This window comes from Actinocrinis sp. (genome assembly GCF_035946395.1).
Taxonomy (GTDB): Bacteria; Actinomycetota; Actinomycetes; order Streptomycetales; family Catenulisporaceae; genus Actinocrinis.
Window position 1 is genome coordinate 78,903 of sequence record NZ_DASYZI010000373.1, and the last position, 14,174, is coordinate 93,076.

At 68.2% G+C, this 14,174-nt stretch carries 14 protein-coding genes; 8 read left to right on the forward strand and 6 right to left on the reverse strand.

Features of this window, described 5'->3' with window-relative positions; genetic code table 11:
- Nucleotides 1–187: 187 nt before the first annotated feature.
- Nucleotides 188–2,455 carry a transglycosylase domain-containing protein gene (locus VGS97_RS23450; protein ID WP_326855795.1) on the reverse strand — a complete coding sequence of 756 codons (2,268 nt, stop codon included), beginning with the start codon at nt 2,453–2,455 and terminating at the stop codon, nt 188–190.
- Between the two features lie 474 nt (nt 2,456–2,929).
- On the opposite strand from VGS97_RS23450, the gene VGS97_RS23455 reads away from it, so the two are divergent.
- Entirely contained in the window at nt 2,930–3,259 is a 330-nt protein-coding gene (locus tag VGS97_RS23455) for a WhiB family transcriptional regulator (protein WP_349262235.1), read from the forward strand.
- A gap of 132 nt (nt 3,260–3,391) precedes the next feature.
- Here VGS97_RS23455 and VGS97_RS23460 read toward each other — a convergent pair whose 3' ends face one another.
- A complete protein-coding gene (locus VGS97_RS23460; RefSeq protein WP_326855796.1) occupies nt 3,392–4,621 on the reverse strand; it encodes an ArsA family ATPase in 1,230 nt (409 codons plus the stop codon).
- 76 nt (nt 4,622–4,697) lie between these two features.
- On the reverse strand, nt 4,698–5,750 hold the full coding sequence (locus VGS97_RS23465; protein ID WP_326855797.1) for an ArsA-related P-loop ATPase: 1,053 nt from the start codon (nt 5,748–5,750) through the stop codon (nt 4,698–4,700).
- 62 nt (nt 5,751–5,812) lie between these two features.
- Here VGS97_RS23465 and VGS97_RS23470 point away from each other — a divergent pair, with 62 nt between their 5' ends.
- The 3 genes from VGS97_RS23470 to VGS97_RS23480 are packed head-to-tail and all read left to right on the forward strand — an operon-like array spanning nt 5,813 to nt 7,295.
- Nucleotides 5,813–5,971 (forward strand): DUF4177 domain-containing protein, encoded by a 159-nt coding sequence (locus VGS97_RS23470; RefSeq protein WP_326855798.1) that lies wholly within the window; start codon nt 5,813–5,815, stop codon nt 5,969–5,971.
- A complete protein-coding gene (locus tag VGS97_RS23475; protein ID WP_326855799.1) occupies nt 5,971–6,483 on the forward strand; it encodes a RidA family protein in 513 nt (170 codons plus the stop codon). The genes VGS97_RS23470 and VGS97_RS23475 overlap by 1 nt, the downstream gene beginning before the upstream one ends.
- 59 nt (nt 6,484–6,542) lie before the next feature.
- Complete coding sequence (locus VGS97_RS23480) at nt 6,543–7,295, forward strand: MBL fold metallo-hydrolase (protein WP_326855800.1); 753 nt, start codon at nt 6,543–6,545, stop codon at nt 7,293–7,295.
- Here VGS97_RS23480 and VGS97_RS23485 read toward each other — a convergent pair.
- Entirely contained in the window at nt 7,292–7,975 is a 684-nt protein-coding gene (locus tag VGS97_RS23485; protein ID WP_326855807.1) for a Crp/Fnr family transcriptional regulator, read from the reverse strand. The two genes, VGS97_RS23480 and VGS97_RS23485, sit on opposite strands and share 4 nt — an antisense overlap.
- A gap of 283 nt (nt 7,976–8,258) precedes the next feature.
- Here VGS97_RS23485 and nth point away from each other — a divergent pair, with 283 nt between their 5' ends.
- From nth to VGS97_RS23505, 4 genes are all read left to right on the forward strand, one after another.
- Entirely contained in the window at nt 8,259–9,056 is a 798-nt protein-coding gene (gene nth, locus VGS97_RS23490; RefSeq protein WP_349262236.1) for an endonuclease III, read from the forward strand.
- On the forward strand, nt 9,056–9,895 hold the full coding sequence (locus VGS97_RS23495; RefSeq protein ID WP_326855802.1) for a CoA pyrophosphatase: 840 nt from the start codon (nt 9,056–9,058) through the stop codon (nt 9,893–9,895). The genes nth and VGS97_RS23495 overlap by 1 nt, the downstream gene beginning before the upstream one ends.
- 83 nt (nt 9,896–9,978) lie before the next feature.
- On the forward strand, nt 9,979–11,163 hold the full coding sequence (locus tag VGS97_RS23500; protein WP_326855803.1) for a MarP family serine protease: 1,185 nt from the start codon (nt 9,979–9,981) through the stop codon (nt 11,161–11,163).
- Between the two features lie 187 nt (nt 11,164–11,350).
- Complete coding sequence (locus VGS97_RS23505; protein ID WP_326855804.1) at nt 11,351–12,049, forward strand: metal-dependent hydrolase; 699 nt, start codon at nt 11,351–11,353, stop codon at nt 12,047–12,049.
- Nucleotides 12,050–12,137: 88 nt separating this feature from the next.
- On the opposite strand, the gene VGS97_RS23510 is transcribed toward VGS97_RS23505, so the two are convergent.
- Both VGS97_RS23510 and VGS97_RS23515 read right to left on the reverse strand, forming a co-directional pair.
- Complete coding sequence (locus VGS97_RS23510; RefSeq protein WP_326855805.1) at nt 12,138–13,055, reverse strand: alpha/beta hydrolase; 918 nt, start codon at nt 13,053–13,055, stop codon at nt 12,138–12,140.
- An 88-nt stretch (nt 13,056–13,143) separates the two neighbouring features.
- Nucleotides 13,144–13,560 carry a phage holin family protein gene (locus tag VGS97_RS23515; protein ID WP_326855806.1) on the reverse strand — a complete coding sequence of 139 codons (417 nt, stop codon included), beginning with the start codon at nt 13,558–13,560 and terminating at the stop codon, nt 13,144–13,146.
- Between the last annotated feature and the right edge of the window lie 614 nt (nt 13,561–14,174).

The following is a 14,174-nucleotide window of genomic DNA, read 5'->3' on the forward strand; positions in this document are numbered from 1 at the left end:
GTCGTCGGGGACTGAGCGCCTGGTGGGGGTGCCTTAGTTGGCGGCTGGGTGGGAGGACGGACGTCTAGCCGCTAGCCGCTAGCCGGTCGTCGGCAGCTGCGCGGGTTGCTGGGTGCCGCAGCTGCCGATTGGTGGATGTGCGGGAGACACGGGTGGTGCGGTGGGGTGGGTCGGTTCGTTGGCGGTGCTATTGGCCGCCGGTGGTGTTTCCGCCGCCGATCAGCCCGCCGATGAAGCCTCCGCCGGGGAAGCCGCCGGTGGTGTTCCCACCCTTGCCGCCCTTGCCCTTGTCTGGGTTGGTGCCCGGCTGGGTGAAGCCGGTCGGCGGGGTGAAGGGTTGTACTGCGGTACCGGCTAGCGCGCCGGTCATCGCGTCGTTGAAGGTCGGTGCGGAGATCGACGCGCCGAAGATCTGGCCGGAGTAGTACGACGGGCCGATCTTGACGTCGGCCAGCTTCGTGGTCGAGTTCCAGTTCACGTAGCCGGTCCAGGTCGCCGCGGCGAGCTGCGGGGTGTAGCCGTCGAACCAGGTCGCGACGCCTGAGTCGGTGGTGCCCGTCTTGCCCGCGATCGGGCGGGTGCTGCTCAGCGGGACCGCGCCGGCGGCCGTTCCGACCGTTACGACGCCTTGCAGCATCGAGGTCATCTCGTTGGCGATGTTCGGGTCGAGTACCTGTCGGCAGTTCTTGGACTGCCCACCGTACGACTTGCCGGACACGTCGGTCACCTGCGTGATCACGTAAGGCACGCAGTACGTGCCCTGCGCCGCGAGGGTGGCGTACGCGCTCGCCATCTCGACCGGGGTGATCAGGTTGGTGCCGAGGGTGAACGAGAGGATCTGCTGCAACGACTTACCGGTGCCGGAGTCGTTGTCCTGCGTGACGCCCATCGACTCGGCGATCTGCGCGGGCTTGCACAGCCCGGTCGTCTCTTCCAGCTTCAGGAAGTACGTGTTGATGGACTGTGCGTACGCGTTGGGCATTGCCGTCGGGTGGTCTGCGTGATCGTCGTTCGACGGTGCGTACTTACCGGACTCGGGTTGATCTGGCGGCCACGTGATGTGCGTCTGGCTGCCCGCGCACACCGCGACCTGCGCACCGACGTCGTCGAGCGTCGCCGGTGCGTCTACCACCTGGTTCGGGTTGATGCCCTGTTCGAGCGCGGCCAGACCGACGAAGATCTTGAACGACGAACCGGCCTGGAAGCCGTTGGTGCCCGCGTGCGCCTTGTCGGCGGACAGGTTGATGTACGTCTGGCCCGAGCTGCTGCCCATCCGGGCCGACTGCGCCATCGCCTTGATCTGACCGGTGCCGGGCTGGACCATGACCAGCGCGGAGGCGATGTCGTGCTTCGCCAGGTCGGTGCCGTAGACACGGGTCGCGATCGCGGCGTCCGAGGAGTGCTCGTCCTGCTGGCTCATCGTGGTCTGGATCGTCAGGCCGCCGAGGTCCCACATCGCCTTGCGGTCGTCGACGGTCTTCCCGTACGCCGGGTCGGCCAGGAAGCTCTCGTACACGTAGTTGCAGAAGAACTGCGCCGAGCCCTGCGCCTCGATGCAGCCGCTGTGCGGCGTTGTCGGCTTCAGACCGAGGGGTTGCTTCTCGTACTGCGCCGCCTGCGCCGGGGTGATGTAGTTCAGCGACGGGTTCGCCATGTCCTGTAGCACGATGTTGCGACGGGTCATCGTGTCCGTCGGGTGCGCGAACGGGTCGAACTCGGTCGGGCTGTTGACGATCGCGGCCAGCATGGCGGCCTGAGGCGGCGTCAGCTTGTTCGCCGTGGTGGAGAAGTACCGCTCGGCCGCCGCTTCGACGCCGTACGAACCGTTGCCGAAGTAGACCAGGTTGAGGTAACGCTCCAGGATCTGGTCCTTGCTGAGCGTCTTCTCCACCGCTATCGCGTACTTGAGCTCGGTGATCTTGCGCGAGAACGTGTCGGCGATCGCGGCCTGCTGCTTGGCCTTGTCCGTGCCGGCCTCCAGCAGCAGCACGTTCTTCACGTACTGCTGGGTGATCGACGAACCGCCCTGCGTGTTTCCGCCGGACGAGTTGTTGAGCAGCGCGCGCATGGTGCCCTTGATGTCGATGCCGCCGTGCTGGTAGAAGCGGATGTCCTCGATGGCGACGAGGGCGTGCGGCATGCTCGGGTTGATCTGTGACATCGGCACCACGATCCGGTTGCCGTAGTCGCCCCAGGTGTACGCGATCAGCGAGCCGTCGTCGGCCAGGATCTTCGTACGCTGGGGCAGTACCGGCGCCGCGAAGTCCACCGGCAGGTCCTCGAAGTGGTCGGAGGCTGCCTTGGCGGTCAGCCCGAAGCTGCCCACGAAGGGCAGTGTCAGTCCGGCGATGAGCACCCCGGCCAGCGCGCTGATCACGACGAACGTGCCCAGGTGGGATATCAGCCGGCCGACACCGCTCGCTCCGGAGTAGTAGCCAGTACGTCCTGTCGCCATGCGGACCAGAGTACGGTCCGAGCCTGCGGTGGGTGCGGAGAGGGGCGACACCCGCGAATTCTGTGGCCCAGTTGCTACAACTCAGGTAGTCCGGACGGGCCATACGAGATTGACCAGTTCGGGGACTGTCGAGCGCTGATGGTTATCCGTAATGTCGTGCTAGCTGAAGAGATCTCTTCGCGGAAGGTGCCTCCCGAAGTGCGGGAACGCCTCGAGAGTCCATTCGGCGGTATCGACATCCGGCACGTCAGGCGCCGGGTGTGTGCGGTAGGGCTAGTACGACAAGTGCGGATGTCGTGCCGGTCGCTCCGGTCAGCGTGTGCTGCGGTCACGGTGGCGGTAGTTCCGTCCCGGTCGTTGGCGGTCACGGCATCGCTGTCACCGGAGGGTATCGGCCGCCGTTGGGGGAGCCTCGAGGCTGAGAGGACGGCACCGGAGATGACAGTGTCGGAGAACGAAGTGTCGGTGAAGGTGATGGCCGCGGCGGACGGTGCGGTCAAGAACTGGGTGGAGGACTGGACGATAGCGGCAGCGTGCCGGGGAATGGACCCCGACGAGTTGTTCGTACAGGGTGCTGCGCAGAATCGCGCCAAGACGGTGTGCGCTGCGTGTCCGGTACGTACCGAGTGCCTGGCGGACGCCCTCGACAACCGGGTCGAGTTCGGCGTTTGGGGTGGAATGACGGAACGTGAGCGGCGGGCGCTGTTGCGGCGGCGGCCCGATGTCCGCTCGTGGCGCAAGGTCCTGGAAGGTAAGCGTGAGGCTTACCTGCGGCAGCGCACGGTTGTGACTGCTGGTAGCTGAAGTACTGATGAATCGTTGAAGTGATTCGCTGAGACGCGATGGTCTGTTGCGCCCCCAATCGGGCAGGGGGCGAGGCCGGACCATTTGGGCTACTTGGGCGGCTTAACGCGCCGTCAGGCGTCAGAGCGAGTGTCAGGCTGAGAGCGCGATGACTTCGCGCAATCCGTCCAGGTCGTGGATGTCCTCGGCTTGCGCGGCCAGTTCGAGGACCGGGATCCCCGGGTGGTTGGCCAGGAAGCGTCCGGCCAGTCTGCGCTCCCGGCGGGAGAGCACCACCCGCTCGGCGTGCAGCCGCAGCAACGCGGCGGCGAGTGCGGTGGCCTGCGTCTCATCCTCGGCAGGTGCCTCGCCATCAACGGCCGCAGCGGTCTCACCGCCGTTCTTGCCGTTCTTACGCGTTGACCGTTTGGCAGCCTTACCACTCTTACCGTTCGTCAGCTGCTCTGCGGCGGCCAGCGCACGTTCCGCGGTGATGTCGGCCGTCGGCAGGTGCACCCGATTGAGTACCAGTCCGGCGAGCGGCATCTTGTCGGTGGCCAGCCGCTCGGTGAAGTACGAGGCCTCGCGCAGCGCGTCCGGCTCGGGCGCGGCGACCACCACGAAGGCGGTGCCTTCGGTCTGTAACAGCTTGTAGGTGCGCTCGGCGCGTTCGCGGAAGCCGCCGAACATGGTGTCCAGCGCGGCGACGAAGGACTGCACCTCGCCCAGCAGCGTCGAGCCGAGGATCTTGCCCAGCGTCCCGGTCACCAGCCCGACCCCGCCGGCCAGCAGCCGGAACGCGCCGACCCCGCCGACCTTCGCCGGCGCCGACAGGATTCTGATGAGCCGGCCGTCGAGGAACGAGCCGAGCCGGTCCGGGGCGTCCAGGAAGTCCAGCGCCGAGCGGCTCGGCGGAGTGTCCACCACGATCAGGTCCCACTCGCCGCGCGCCCGCAGCTGGCCCAGCTTCTCCATCGCCATGTACTCCTGCGTGCCGGCGAAGCTGGCGGACAGCGACTGGTAGAACGGGTTCGCCAGGATCTGCCGCGCTCGCTCCGGATCGGCGTGGTCGACCACGATCTCGTCGAAGGTCCGCTTCATGTCGAGCATCATCGCGTGCAGCCGGCCGCCGCTCGACCGGTCGATCCCGGCCACCTCGCGCGGGGTGTTGTCCAGCTCGGTCAGTCCGAGCGACTGGGCCAGCCGCCGCGCCGGGTCGATGGTCAGCACCACCACGTCGCGGCCGCGCTCGGCGGCGCGCAGCGCGAAGGCGGCTGCGGTGGTGGTCTTGCCGACCCCGCCCGACCCGCAGCAGACCACGATCTTGGTGTCCGACGAATCCAGCAGCCGGTCCAGCTCCAACCGGCGCACGGCTCCGTTCACGCCGCCCCCTGTCCGTTCACGGTCATGTTCACGTGCACAGCCACAGCCACAGCCACAGTCATGTTCGCGTCCACGGTCACGCCGCGCCCTGACGGCGCAGTTCCCGCGCGAGCAGGTCGAGCCCTACTCGGTCGACTCCGTCGCCGAGCAGCGGCAGCTCGTACATCGGCGCTTCGGTCGCGGCCAGCGCCTCGCGCTGCTCTGCTTCGAGCAGCACCCGCTGCGCGTGCTCGGCGGCCAACGCGGCGAGTGCCGTGACCACCTCCGGATCGGCCAAGCCGACAGGAGCGAGTCCGGCCTCCAGCTCGGCCTGATCCAGACCACCGGGCTGCGCGGCCTTCTTGAGCCGGTCCTCCGGCAGCACTATCGGACGCGCCTGGTTCACGATCACCCCGCCGGCCGGAAGGCCAGCCGCGCGCAGGTCGGCGAAGCCGTCGAGGGTCTCCTGCACCGGCATCTCCTCAAGCAGCGTGACGAAGTGCACCGCGGTCTGCGCGCTGGTCAGCACTCGCATCACCGCGTCGGCCTGGTTGCGGATCGGTCCGACCCGGGCCAGCCCCGAAACCTCCGAGTTCACGTTGAGGAAACGGGTGATCCGGCCGGTCGGCGGCGCGTCCATCACCACTGCGTCGTAGTCGAACACCCGGTCGTGGCCGTGCCCCGGCCCCTGCCCTGACTCGGCACGCCGACGCACCACCTCGCAGGTCTTGCCGGTCAGCAGCACGTCGCGGATGCCGGGCGCGATCGTGGTGGCGAAGTCGATCGCGCCGAACCGGCGCAGCACGCGCGCCGCCGGGCCGAGCTTGTAGAACATGTCGAGGTATTCGAGCAGCGCCTGCTCGGCGTCGATGGCGAGCGCCCACACCTCGCCGCCGTCCGGAGTGACCGCGACCCGCCGTTCCTCGTACGGAAGCGGCGCGGCCTCGAACAGCTGGGCCAGACCCTGCCGCCCCTCGACCTCGACCAGCAGGACCCGCCGTGCCCCGGGCCGCTCGCCTCCGGCGGCCAGCGCGAGGGCCAGCGCGCCCGCGACGGTGGTCTTGCCCGTGCCGCCCTTTCCGGTGACCACGTGCAGGCGGACGGCTGACCAGTCCGGCTTGGTCTGGCGCGCGTCGGCTGCGTTCGTCACAGGCACGAGCCTAATAGGAGACGAAGCGGCAGGGAGCGCGGCCAACCCGTTAGGCTCTGGCCATGACCAAGCAGTGGGAGTACGTGACCGTGCCCTTGCTCGTGCACGCGACGAAGCAGATCCTGGACAACTGGGGCCAGGACGGATGGGAACTGGTCCAGGTGGTCCCGGGTCCGAACCCGGAGCAGCTGGTGGCTTACATGAAGCGGGAGAAGCAGTAGTGACCGCCGGCGGCGCGGCACTCGGCGCGACGCCCGAGCAGCGCCTGGCCGACCTCGGGCTGACGCTCCCGCAGGTCCCCAAGCCGCTGGCCGCGTACGTCCCCGCCGTGCGTTCCGGTTCGTTGGTCTTCACCTCGGGGCAGCTGCCCACCGTGGACGGTGCGCTGCTGAAAGCCGGCAAGGTCGGCGCCGAGGTGTCCGCCGACGAGGCCAAGCAGCTTGCCGAGCGCTGCGCCCTCAACGCGCTCGCCGCGATCAGGGCCGAGATCGGTGAGCTGTCCCGGGTCCGGCGGGTCGTCAAGCTGGTCGGCTTCGTCGCCTCCGCGCCGGACTTCGCCGGTCAGCCCGCCGTGGTCAACGGGGCGAGTGAACTGCTCGGCAAGGTCTTCGGCGAGGCGGGGGTGCACGCGCGCTCGGCGGTGGGCGTCGCGGTCCTGCCATTGGACGCCCCGGTCGAGGTCGAGCTCACTGTTGAAATCGGCGCTCAGACCAACCCGGACGGAGCGGACTGATCCCCGGGGCGAGGCCCGGACCGGTCGGCTCAGGACCGGCGACGCCGCGCGCCACGCTGGTGCTGGCCCCGAACCCGTCCCCGATGACGCTCGACGGCACGAACACGTGGGTGCTGATCGAGCCGGGCTCGGCCGAAGCCGTCGTCGTCGATCCGGGTCCGCGGCACGAAGGCCATCTCGCGGCCGTGCTCGAACGGGTCGCGGCGGTCGGCGCCCGCGTCGCGTCGATCCTGCTGACGCACGGCCACCCCGACCACGCCGAGGCCGCCCGCCGCTTCGCCGAGCTCACGCGTGCGCCGGTCCGTGCGCTCGATCCGATGCAGCGGCTCGGATCGGAAGGACTCGGCGACGGCGACGCGTTCACGGTCGGCGGGCTGGAGATCCGCGTCGTGGCGACTCCCGGGCACACCGGCGACTCGCTCTCGTTCCTGTTGCCTGCGGACCGTGCGCTGTTGACCGGTGACACAGTTCTCGGGCGCGGTACGACACTCGTCGCGCACCCTGACGGCAAACTCGCCGAGTATCTCGACTCGTTGACGCGTATTCGGCAGATGGCCGACTCAGGCGCGGTCAGTGTCGTACTACCGGGGCACGGCCCGATCGTCGCCGAGCCCGGCGTGGCGGTCGAGTTCTACCTCAAGCACCGCGCTGCACGGTTGGCCCAAGTTGAGGCGGCGCTGGCGGCAGGTGACCGTACGGCGCGGGAAATTGTCCGCCGCGTCTACGCGGACGTCGATCCCGGTTTGTGGCCTGCTGCCGAACTGTCCGTACTCGCGCAGTTGGAGTACCTCGACGCGAAGAGTTCCGGCTAACGCGCACGCCGGGCGAGGCGCACCGTGTCCAGCAGGATGACGGCACGCGCCTCCAGCTTGATCCAGCCGCGCTGCGCGAAGTCGGCCAGCGCCTTGTTCACCGTCTCGCGGGACGCGCCGACAAGTTGCGCCAGCTCCTCCTGCGTCAGGTCGTGCGAGACCTTGATCCCCTCTTGCTCTTCTCCGGCGGGCTGCCCGAACCTGGTGGACAGGTCGAGCAGCGCCTTCGCCACTCGGCCGGGTACGTCGGAGAACACCAGGTCGGCCAGCGTCTCGTTGGTGCGGCGCAGCCTGCGCGCCATGGCCCGCAGCAGCGAGCGGGCTACTTCGGGCCGGGCCGAGAGCCACGGCTGCAACTCGGTGTGGCCGAGGGCGAGCAGCCGGGTGGAGGTCAGCGCGGTGGCGGTGGAGGTGCGCGGTCCCGGATCGAAGAGGGACAGCTCGCCGAACATCTCTCCCGGACCGAGTACCGCCGTCAGGTTCTCGCGGCCGTCGCCGGACGAGCGGCCGAGCTTGATCTTCCCCTCGACCACGACATACAGTGCGTCGCCCGGGTCGCCCTCGTGGAAAAGCGCATCGCCGCGGCTGAGCGCGATCTCCGTCATCGACTTGAGCAGCGAGTTCGACGCCTCTTCGTCCAACGCGGCGAACAACGGGCTCCGGCGCAGCACGTCCTCCACTGACGAACCCTCCATCGGCGGTTAAGCCGCTCCTCTGCGGCTTCGGTCGCCGGTCGTCCGGGACGACTCGACGCCTGACCGCAATCTGTTATGGCCCTGCACCGAACAGTGTGGCCTACCACACGGTAATTCACATACTCGGGAACGCCACACCTATTCTGCCCGTGATACAGGCGCTGCTGGTTGTGGCGGAAGGTGGCGATGGTGGCGTCGCAAGACCGGTCCGTGACTCTAGGCTGGGGCAGTGAGTGTTGAGAACGAAGTCAAGGCGGCGCCCAGAGTCGTGCGCCCGCGGCGAGCCCGGCCCGAGGCCGCGGCGCGGCAGGTGGAGTCGCACGCCGCGCTGGTGCGTCGCGCGCGGAAGATCAACCGGATACTGGCCGAGGCCTATCCGGACGCGCGCTGCGAGCTGGACTTCGATAACCCGTTCGAGCTGATCGTCGCCGTGGTGCTCTCGGCGCAGTGCACGGACGTGCGTGTGAACCTGACGACACCTGCCGTGTTCGCCAGGTATCCGGCGGCGCAGGACATGGCGGTGGCGGATCCGGCGCAGCTGGAGGAGCTGATCAGGCCCACCGGCTTCTACCGGAACAAGGCCAAGTCGCTGCTCGGTCTGTCCGTGGCGCTGCGTGACCAGTACGGCGGGGAGGTGCCGCGCACGCTGGACGAGCTGGTCAAGCTCCCGGGCGTGGGGCGCAAGACGGCCAACGTGGTGCTCGGCAACGCCGTCGATCCCAAGACCGGGAAGCCGTTCGGCGTGCCCGGGATCACCGTGGACACGCATTTCGGCCGCCTGTCCCGCCGCTTCGGCTGGACTCAGGAGGACGATCCGGTCAAGGTCGAGCACGCGGTGGGCGCGCTGTTCCCGAAAGAGGAATGGACGATGCTCTCCCACCGGCTCATCTTTCACGGCCGCCGGGTATGTCATGCGCGACGGCCGGCCTGCGGAGCCTGTCCGGTGGCCGCGCTGTGCCCGTCCCGGGCGACCGGCGAGACCGACCCGCTGAAGGCCGAGGCGCTGCTGCGTCCCGCGTCGGCCCGCGAGGCGGCATCGCTGGCGGCGGCGCGGAAGGCGGTTTAGTGAGCGCCGCGGGGGACGAGGCGATCGGCCGCGACAAGCCCGAGCGGACCGGCTTCGACGAGGCAGCGTTCCATAAGGTACTGACGGATACCGCCGACCTGCCGCTCTGGCTTCAGCCGCTGGCCACGGCGCTGCACGACGTCGCACCGAACTGGCTCAGCTTCCGGCCGAGGCCCCGGACGCTGCCCGGCGAGCCGCGTCGCTCGGCCGTGCTGATCCTGTTCGGCGCCGGCGGATCGGCGGACGACCCGGAACCCGACGTGCTGCTCACCGAACGTGCCGCCACGCTGCGTGCGCACGCTGGCCAGCCAGCCTTCCCGGGCGGCCGAATCGACCCCGAGGACCGCGGGCCGGTGCAGGCGGCGCTGCGCGAAGCGCAGGAGGAGACTGGCGTCGACCCCACGTCCGTCGCCGTCTTCGGGCAGCTGCCCGAGCTCTACCTGCAACCGAGTGATTTCATGGTCGCGTCCGTTCTTGGGTGGTGGCACTCTCCTACGCCGCCGCGCGTCGTCAGCCCGCTGGAGGTGGCCGCGGTGCACCGAGTGCCTGTGGCGCAGCTGGCCGACCCGGGCAATCGAGTGCGAGTGCGGCACCCCTCCGGCTACACCGGCCCCGCGTTCCACGCCGACGGCATGCTCGTCTGGGGCTTCACCGCCGGACTGCTCGACGCGATCCTCCGCCTCGGCGGCTGGGAACGGCCGTGGAACCACGACCGGCTTGAGGATCTGCCTGAGCAGGTCACCGCGCTCACCGTCAGGTCGAGCACCATGCGGCCCGCCGACCAACGCCCTTTTGCGACCGGCTCGGGCGACGCGGACGAGTCCGGCGGTGACCGGTGATGCGGTGTCGAATGAGCGGTGACCAGTGAGATCGGGGCGAGCGAGCGCCCACCACCAGCGCGGCGGCGAGTGAAGGTGTACGCGTGGACCTGCTCGATCTGATCCTGATCGTCATCGCCGTCGCCTTCGCGGTCTCCGGCTACCGCCAGGGCTTCGTCGTCGGCGTGCTGTCCTTCGTCGGCTTCGTCGGCGGTCTGATGCTCGGCCTGTGGCTTGTGCCGATCTTGATGCAGCGTTTCACCGCCTCGCTGGTCGTCTCGACCATCTCGCTGTGCGCGGTGCTCGTGCTCGCGGTGATCGGGCAGGTCCTGGCCACGACCCTGGGCGGTCGGCTGCGCCGGGAGATCACCTGGCGGCCGGTGCAGGCGGTGGACCAGACCGCGGGCGCCGCGGTGTCGGTGATCTCCGTGCTCTTAGTCGCCTGGTTTCTCGGACTGGCCCTGGTGAACTCGACCATGCCTGTCGTCGCCCAGCAGGTGCGCAACTCGGCGCTGCTCAACGGCATGAAGCAGGTGCTGCCGGCGGACGCGCAGAGCTGGTTCCGGTCCTTCGCCACGGTCCTGGACCGCAGCGGATTCCCGCAGGTCTTCGCCCCGTTCACGCACGAGCAGATCGCGAACGTGCCCGCGCCCGACTCGAAGGTGCTCGCCGAGGCTGGCGTGGCCAAGGCTCGTAAGTCGATCGTCAAGATCGTCGGTAACGCGCCGAGCTGCGGAAAGCAGATCGAGGGTTCAGGCTTCGTCTACGCACCTCAGCACGTGATGACGAACGCTCATGTCGTCGGCGGCGTAACGCATCCGACTGTGCAGATCGGCGGCGAAGGGCCGTTGTATCGCGCCACGGTCGTGCTTTTCGACCCGACCAGCGATATCGCAGTGCTTTACGTGCCAGACCTGCACTCCGCTCCCCTCGCCTTCGATGCGTCAGGTGCCAGCGGAGACAACGCGGTGGTCGCCGGCTTCCCCGAGGACGGCCCGTTCACGCCGGTGGCCGCGCGTATCCGGCAGGAGATCCAGGCGCAGGGTCAGGACATTTACCAGCAGGGCTCCGCCACCCGCGACATCTTCTCGCTATACGCGCAGGTCCTTCAGGGCAACTCCGGCGGCCCGCTGCTCACCCCGACCGGTGAGGTATACGGCGTGGTGTTCGCCAAGTCCCTACAGGACAACTCCACCGGCTACGCCCTGACGGCCAGTCAGGTGGGCCCCGACGCGCGGCGCGGCTCGACTGAGACCTCTGGTGTCGACACAGCAGGCTGCGCCATCTGATCGCGTCGTCGCACCGATTGCGCTCATCACGGCTCTCGGGGCAGCGTTCGTCAATCGGTACGGGCTCCTCAATCGGCATGGTGCTCCTTAATCACGGCACGATGTTGCTACTGTCTGATCAACATGTCGGTGGTTGGCCTGTAGAACATTGGCTTGTAGAACAACGGAACTCCTTGGGGGCGGCTGCATGCTCGGACATTCGCACTCGACCAGCGGTGCGCTCGCCTGGGCCGCCGCGGCTGCCTGGGTTCCGGCCGCGCAGTGGCCGGCCCACCTGGAGACCAAGGACATCCTGCTCGGCACGTTCGTCACGGCCGGCTCCGCGCTGCTGCCCGACCTGGACCACCCCGACGGCACCATCGCGCACTTCCTCGGTCCGGTCTCACATGCGTTCTGCCGCTTCGTCGAGTGGATCTCCGGCGGGCATCGGCACGCCACGCACTCGTTGCTGTTCGTCGCCGCGGTCACCGGCGGCACGTGGGCCGGCGCACACTACCTCGGGCGGCCTTTCACGCTTGGACTCGTCTACGTATTGCTGTCCCTCGCGATCCGCGCGTTGCACCTGTCCCCTCCCGGTAAGGGCGTCCAATCGTGGGGTGTGGTGCTGCTCCTGGCAGTCGGCGGGACGTTCGTGATGGACCGTTGGATCGGGGCGGACCCGGCGTGGCTGCCCGTCGCCGTCGGACTCGGCGCACTGACTCACCTGGCTGGCGACTGCCTCACCGAACGCGGCTGCCCGCTGCTCTGGCCGATCCCGACGCGTTTCGGCATACCGGTGATCAAGCGCACCGGCGAGAAGCTGGAGACCGCGTTCCTTACTCCGCTGATGGCCGTCGGCTCGGTGGTCGCCCTCTACTTCGCGGTGACTCCCAACTTGCACAAGTAGCCGAGCGACGACGTAATGCAGGGTCTAGACGGAACACGGTGTCCAGATGTAACGCGGCATCTAGACGTAACTCAGCGTCCGGCTGCGTTCAGCGGTCCGGCTCGTCGTCACGCAGCCAGTTGAGCACCTCGTTGGTGAACACCTTCGGCGCCTCTTCCTGCGGGAAGTGCCCGACGCCGTCGAGCAGTCGCCACCGGTACGGCGCATTGACGTGTCGCCCCGAGCCACGCGCGGTCGGGGTGAGTACCACGCCGTCCAGCGCACCGTGCAGATGAAGCGTGGGAACCTCGGTCGGCGTGCGCATCCGCTGTTGGTACTCGATCCCGTCAGGGCGCAGCAGGGAACGCATCCACCAGCGAAAGTACTCAAGCGAGCAGTGCGCGACTCCGGGGATCGCGATCGCCTGCTCGTAGCGCTGGGCCACGTCGTCGGCCGGCCAGTCCGGGCCGCTCCAATCCCGCAGCATCCGCCCGACGACCACGCCGCCATCGCGCACCAGCGACCGCTCCGCAGCCATCGGACGCTGTGCGGCGAACACGTGCTTTCCGGCGCGCATCTGCGCGGGATCGGTCAGCAGAGTCGCACGCTGCCGCCGTGGATGCCCGGCGCCGACGACGACGAGCCGTCGTACGGTCTTTGGCCGGATCGTCGCGGCGGTCCAACCGAGTGTGGCGCCCCAGCCGTGTCCGACGACCACGGCGTTCGCCTCGCCCAGAGCCCGGATCACGCCGGTCACGTCCATCGTCAGGGTTATCGGGTCATAGCCGCGCGGCGTCTTGTCGCTACCGCCGTAGCCCCGCAGGTCCATCGCGGCCGCGCGGTAGCCCGCGTCCGCGAACGCCGTCAACTGGTCCCGCCAGGTCCACCAGAACTGCGGGAAGCCGTGCAGGAACAACACGAGCGGGCCTTCGCCGAGTTCGACCACGTGGAAGCGTGCGCCGTTCGCGGGGATCTCGCGGTGTGTCCAGGCGCCTTCCACGTACACCGGCGACAGGTCAGAAGGCATGGGCGCCAGCATTGCATAGATGACTGACCGGGCGGTGTCTCCGAGGGGTGCGTTGAGTTACTTGGCCCACTGATTAACGGCTGGTGGACTAACGCACGGTCCGCTTCAGGACAGCGATCGACTTGTTCGCCGTGCGCTTCGTCGCATCGACACCACGTATCCCCTTGAGGCGTAGCATCCCGATTCCGCCGCACAACGCGCCGATCAGCAGGTAAACACCGGCCACGATCAACCACGACCAGGCGAGCCCGAGCCCGAAGTTGTGGATCCCATACGCGGCCGCGAAGGACAGCATGATCAGCGCAAAAACGGCGAGCACTCCGGCTGCCGCGAACAGTCCGCTGCCGGTAGCCGCCTGCTTCACGTCGCGACGCACTTCGGCCTTCGCGAGCGCGATCTCGTCGCGCATGAGGGTGGATACGTCCTTGGTAGCGGACGAGACCAGAGCGCTCAGCTTGTGGTCGCCGTTCACCTGGTCGGTACGGGAGCCGACGGTCGCAGCCATGAGAACCTCCGGATCGCGGCGGAACGGAAGCGGTCGGGCGCGTCCGTACCCGATGACCCCTACCTGATTACGCTGCCCAGCTACCCCAAGCTATGTCGGATTATGCGGCTATTAGGCTGAATGCGCGGCAGGCGGCCAGGGCACAAGTGGTCAGTGCACAAGTTGTCAGTGGAGAGGTGCGTCACGCTCGTCCGGCGCACGTTTCACGGCGCTCGATTCCCAGTGCGCGATTTCCCAGTGCTTGATCCCCGGCGCTCGCTTCACAGCAGGTTGGCAATTGTAGAAAGACCACAAAGCTATCTGTATCTATATCGACAAATTTCTTTCTCGACTCCAGTCCCATGCCCACAGCAACTCCATGCGCCCAGCGCCCACTCCGGAAAGCGCCACGGCATGTGCCCGGTCATCGATCAACCGGACACATGCCGCGAAACCTACTGCGTCGAAAGGTGACCTGAGATCACTCCTCGGCCGCGTGCGGGAGCTTGGCCTTGATCAGGTCCATGACGCCGGCGTCGGTCAGCGTCGTGGTGTCGCCGAGCGCGCGCTCCTCCGCGACGTCCTTGAGCAGCCGCCGCATGATCTTGCCGGACCGCGTCTTGGGCAGTTCCGCC

What these genes read in the sequence shown, in the direction of transcription:
- VGS97_RS23450 (WP_326855795.1), bottom strand. Translation starts at nt 2,455, where the DNA reads ATGGCGACAGGACGTACTGGCTACTACTCCGGAGCGAGCGGTGTCGGC.
- VGS97_RS23455 (WP_349262235.1), top strand. Translation starts at nt 2,930, where the DNA reads ATGGCCGCGGCGGACGGTGCGGTCAAGAACTGGGTGGAGGACTGGACG.
- VGS97_RS23470 (WP_326855798.1), top strand. Translation starts at nt 5,813, where the DNA reads ATGACCAAGCAGTGGGAGTACGTGACCGTGCCCTTGCTCGTGCACGCG.
- VGS97_RS23505 (WP_326855804.1), top strand. Translation starts at nt 11,351, where the DNA reads ATGCTCGGACATTCGCACTCGACCAGCGGTGCGCTCGCCTGGGCCGCC.
- VGS97_RS23510 (WP_326855805.1), bottom strand. Translation starts at nt 13,055, where the DNA reads ATGCCTTCTGACCTGTCGCCGGTGTACGTGGAAGGCGCCTGGACACAC.
- VGS97_RS23515 (WP_326855806.1), bottom strand. Translation starts at nt 13,560, where the DNA reads ATGGCTGCGACCGTCGGCTCCCGTACCGACCAGGTGAACGGCGACCAC.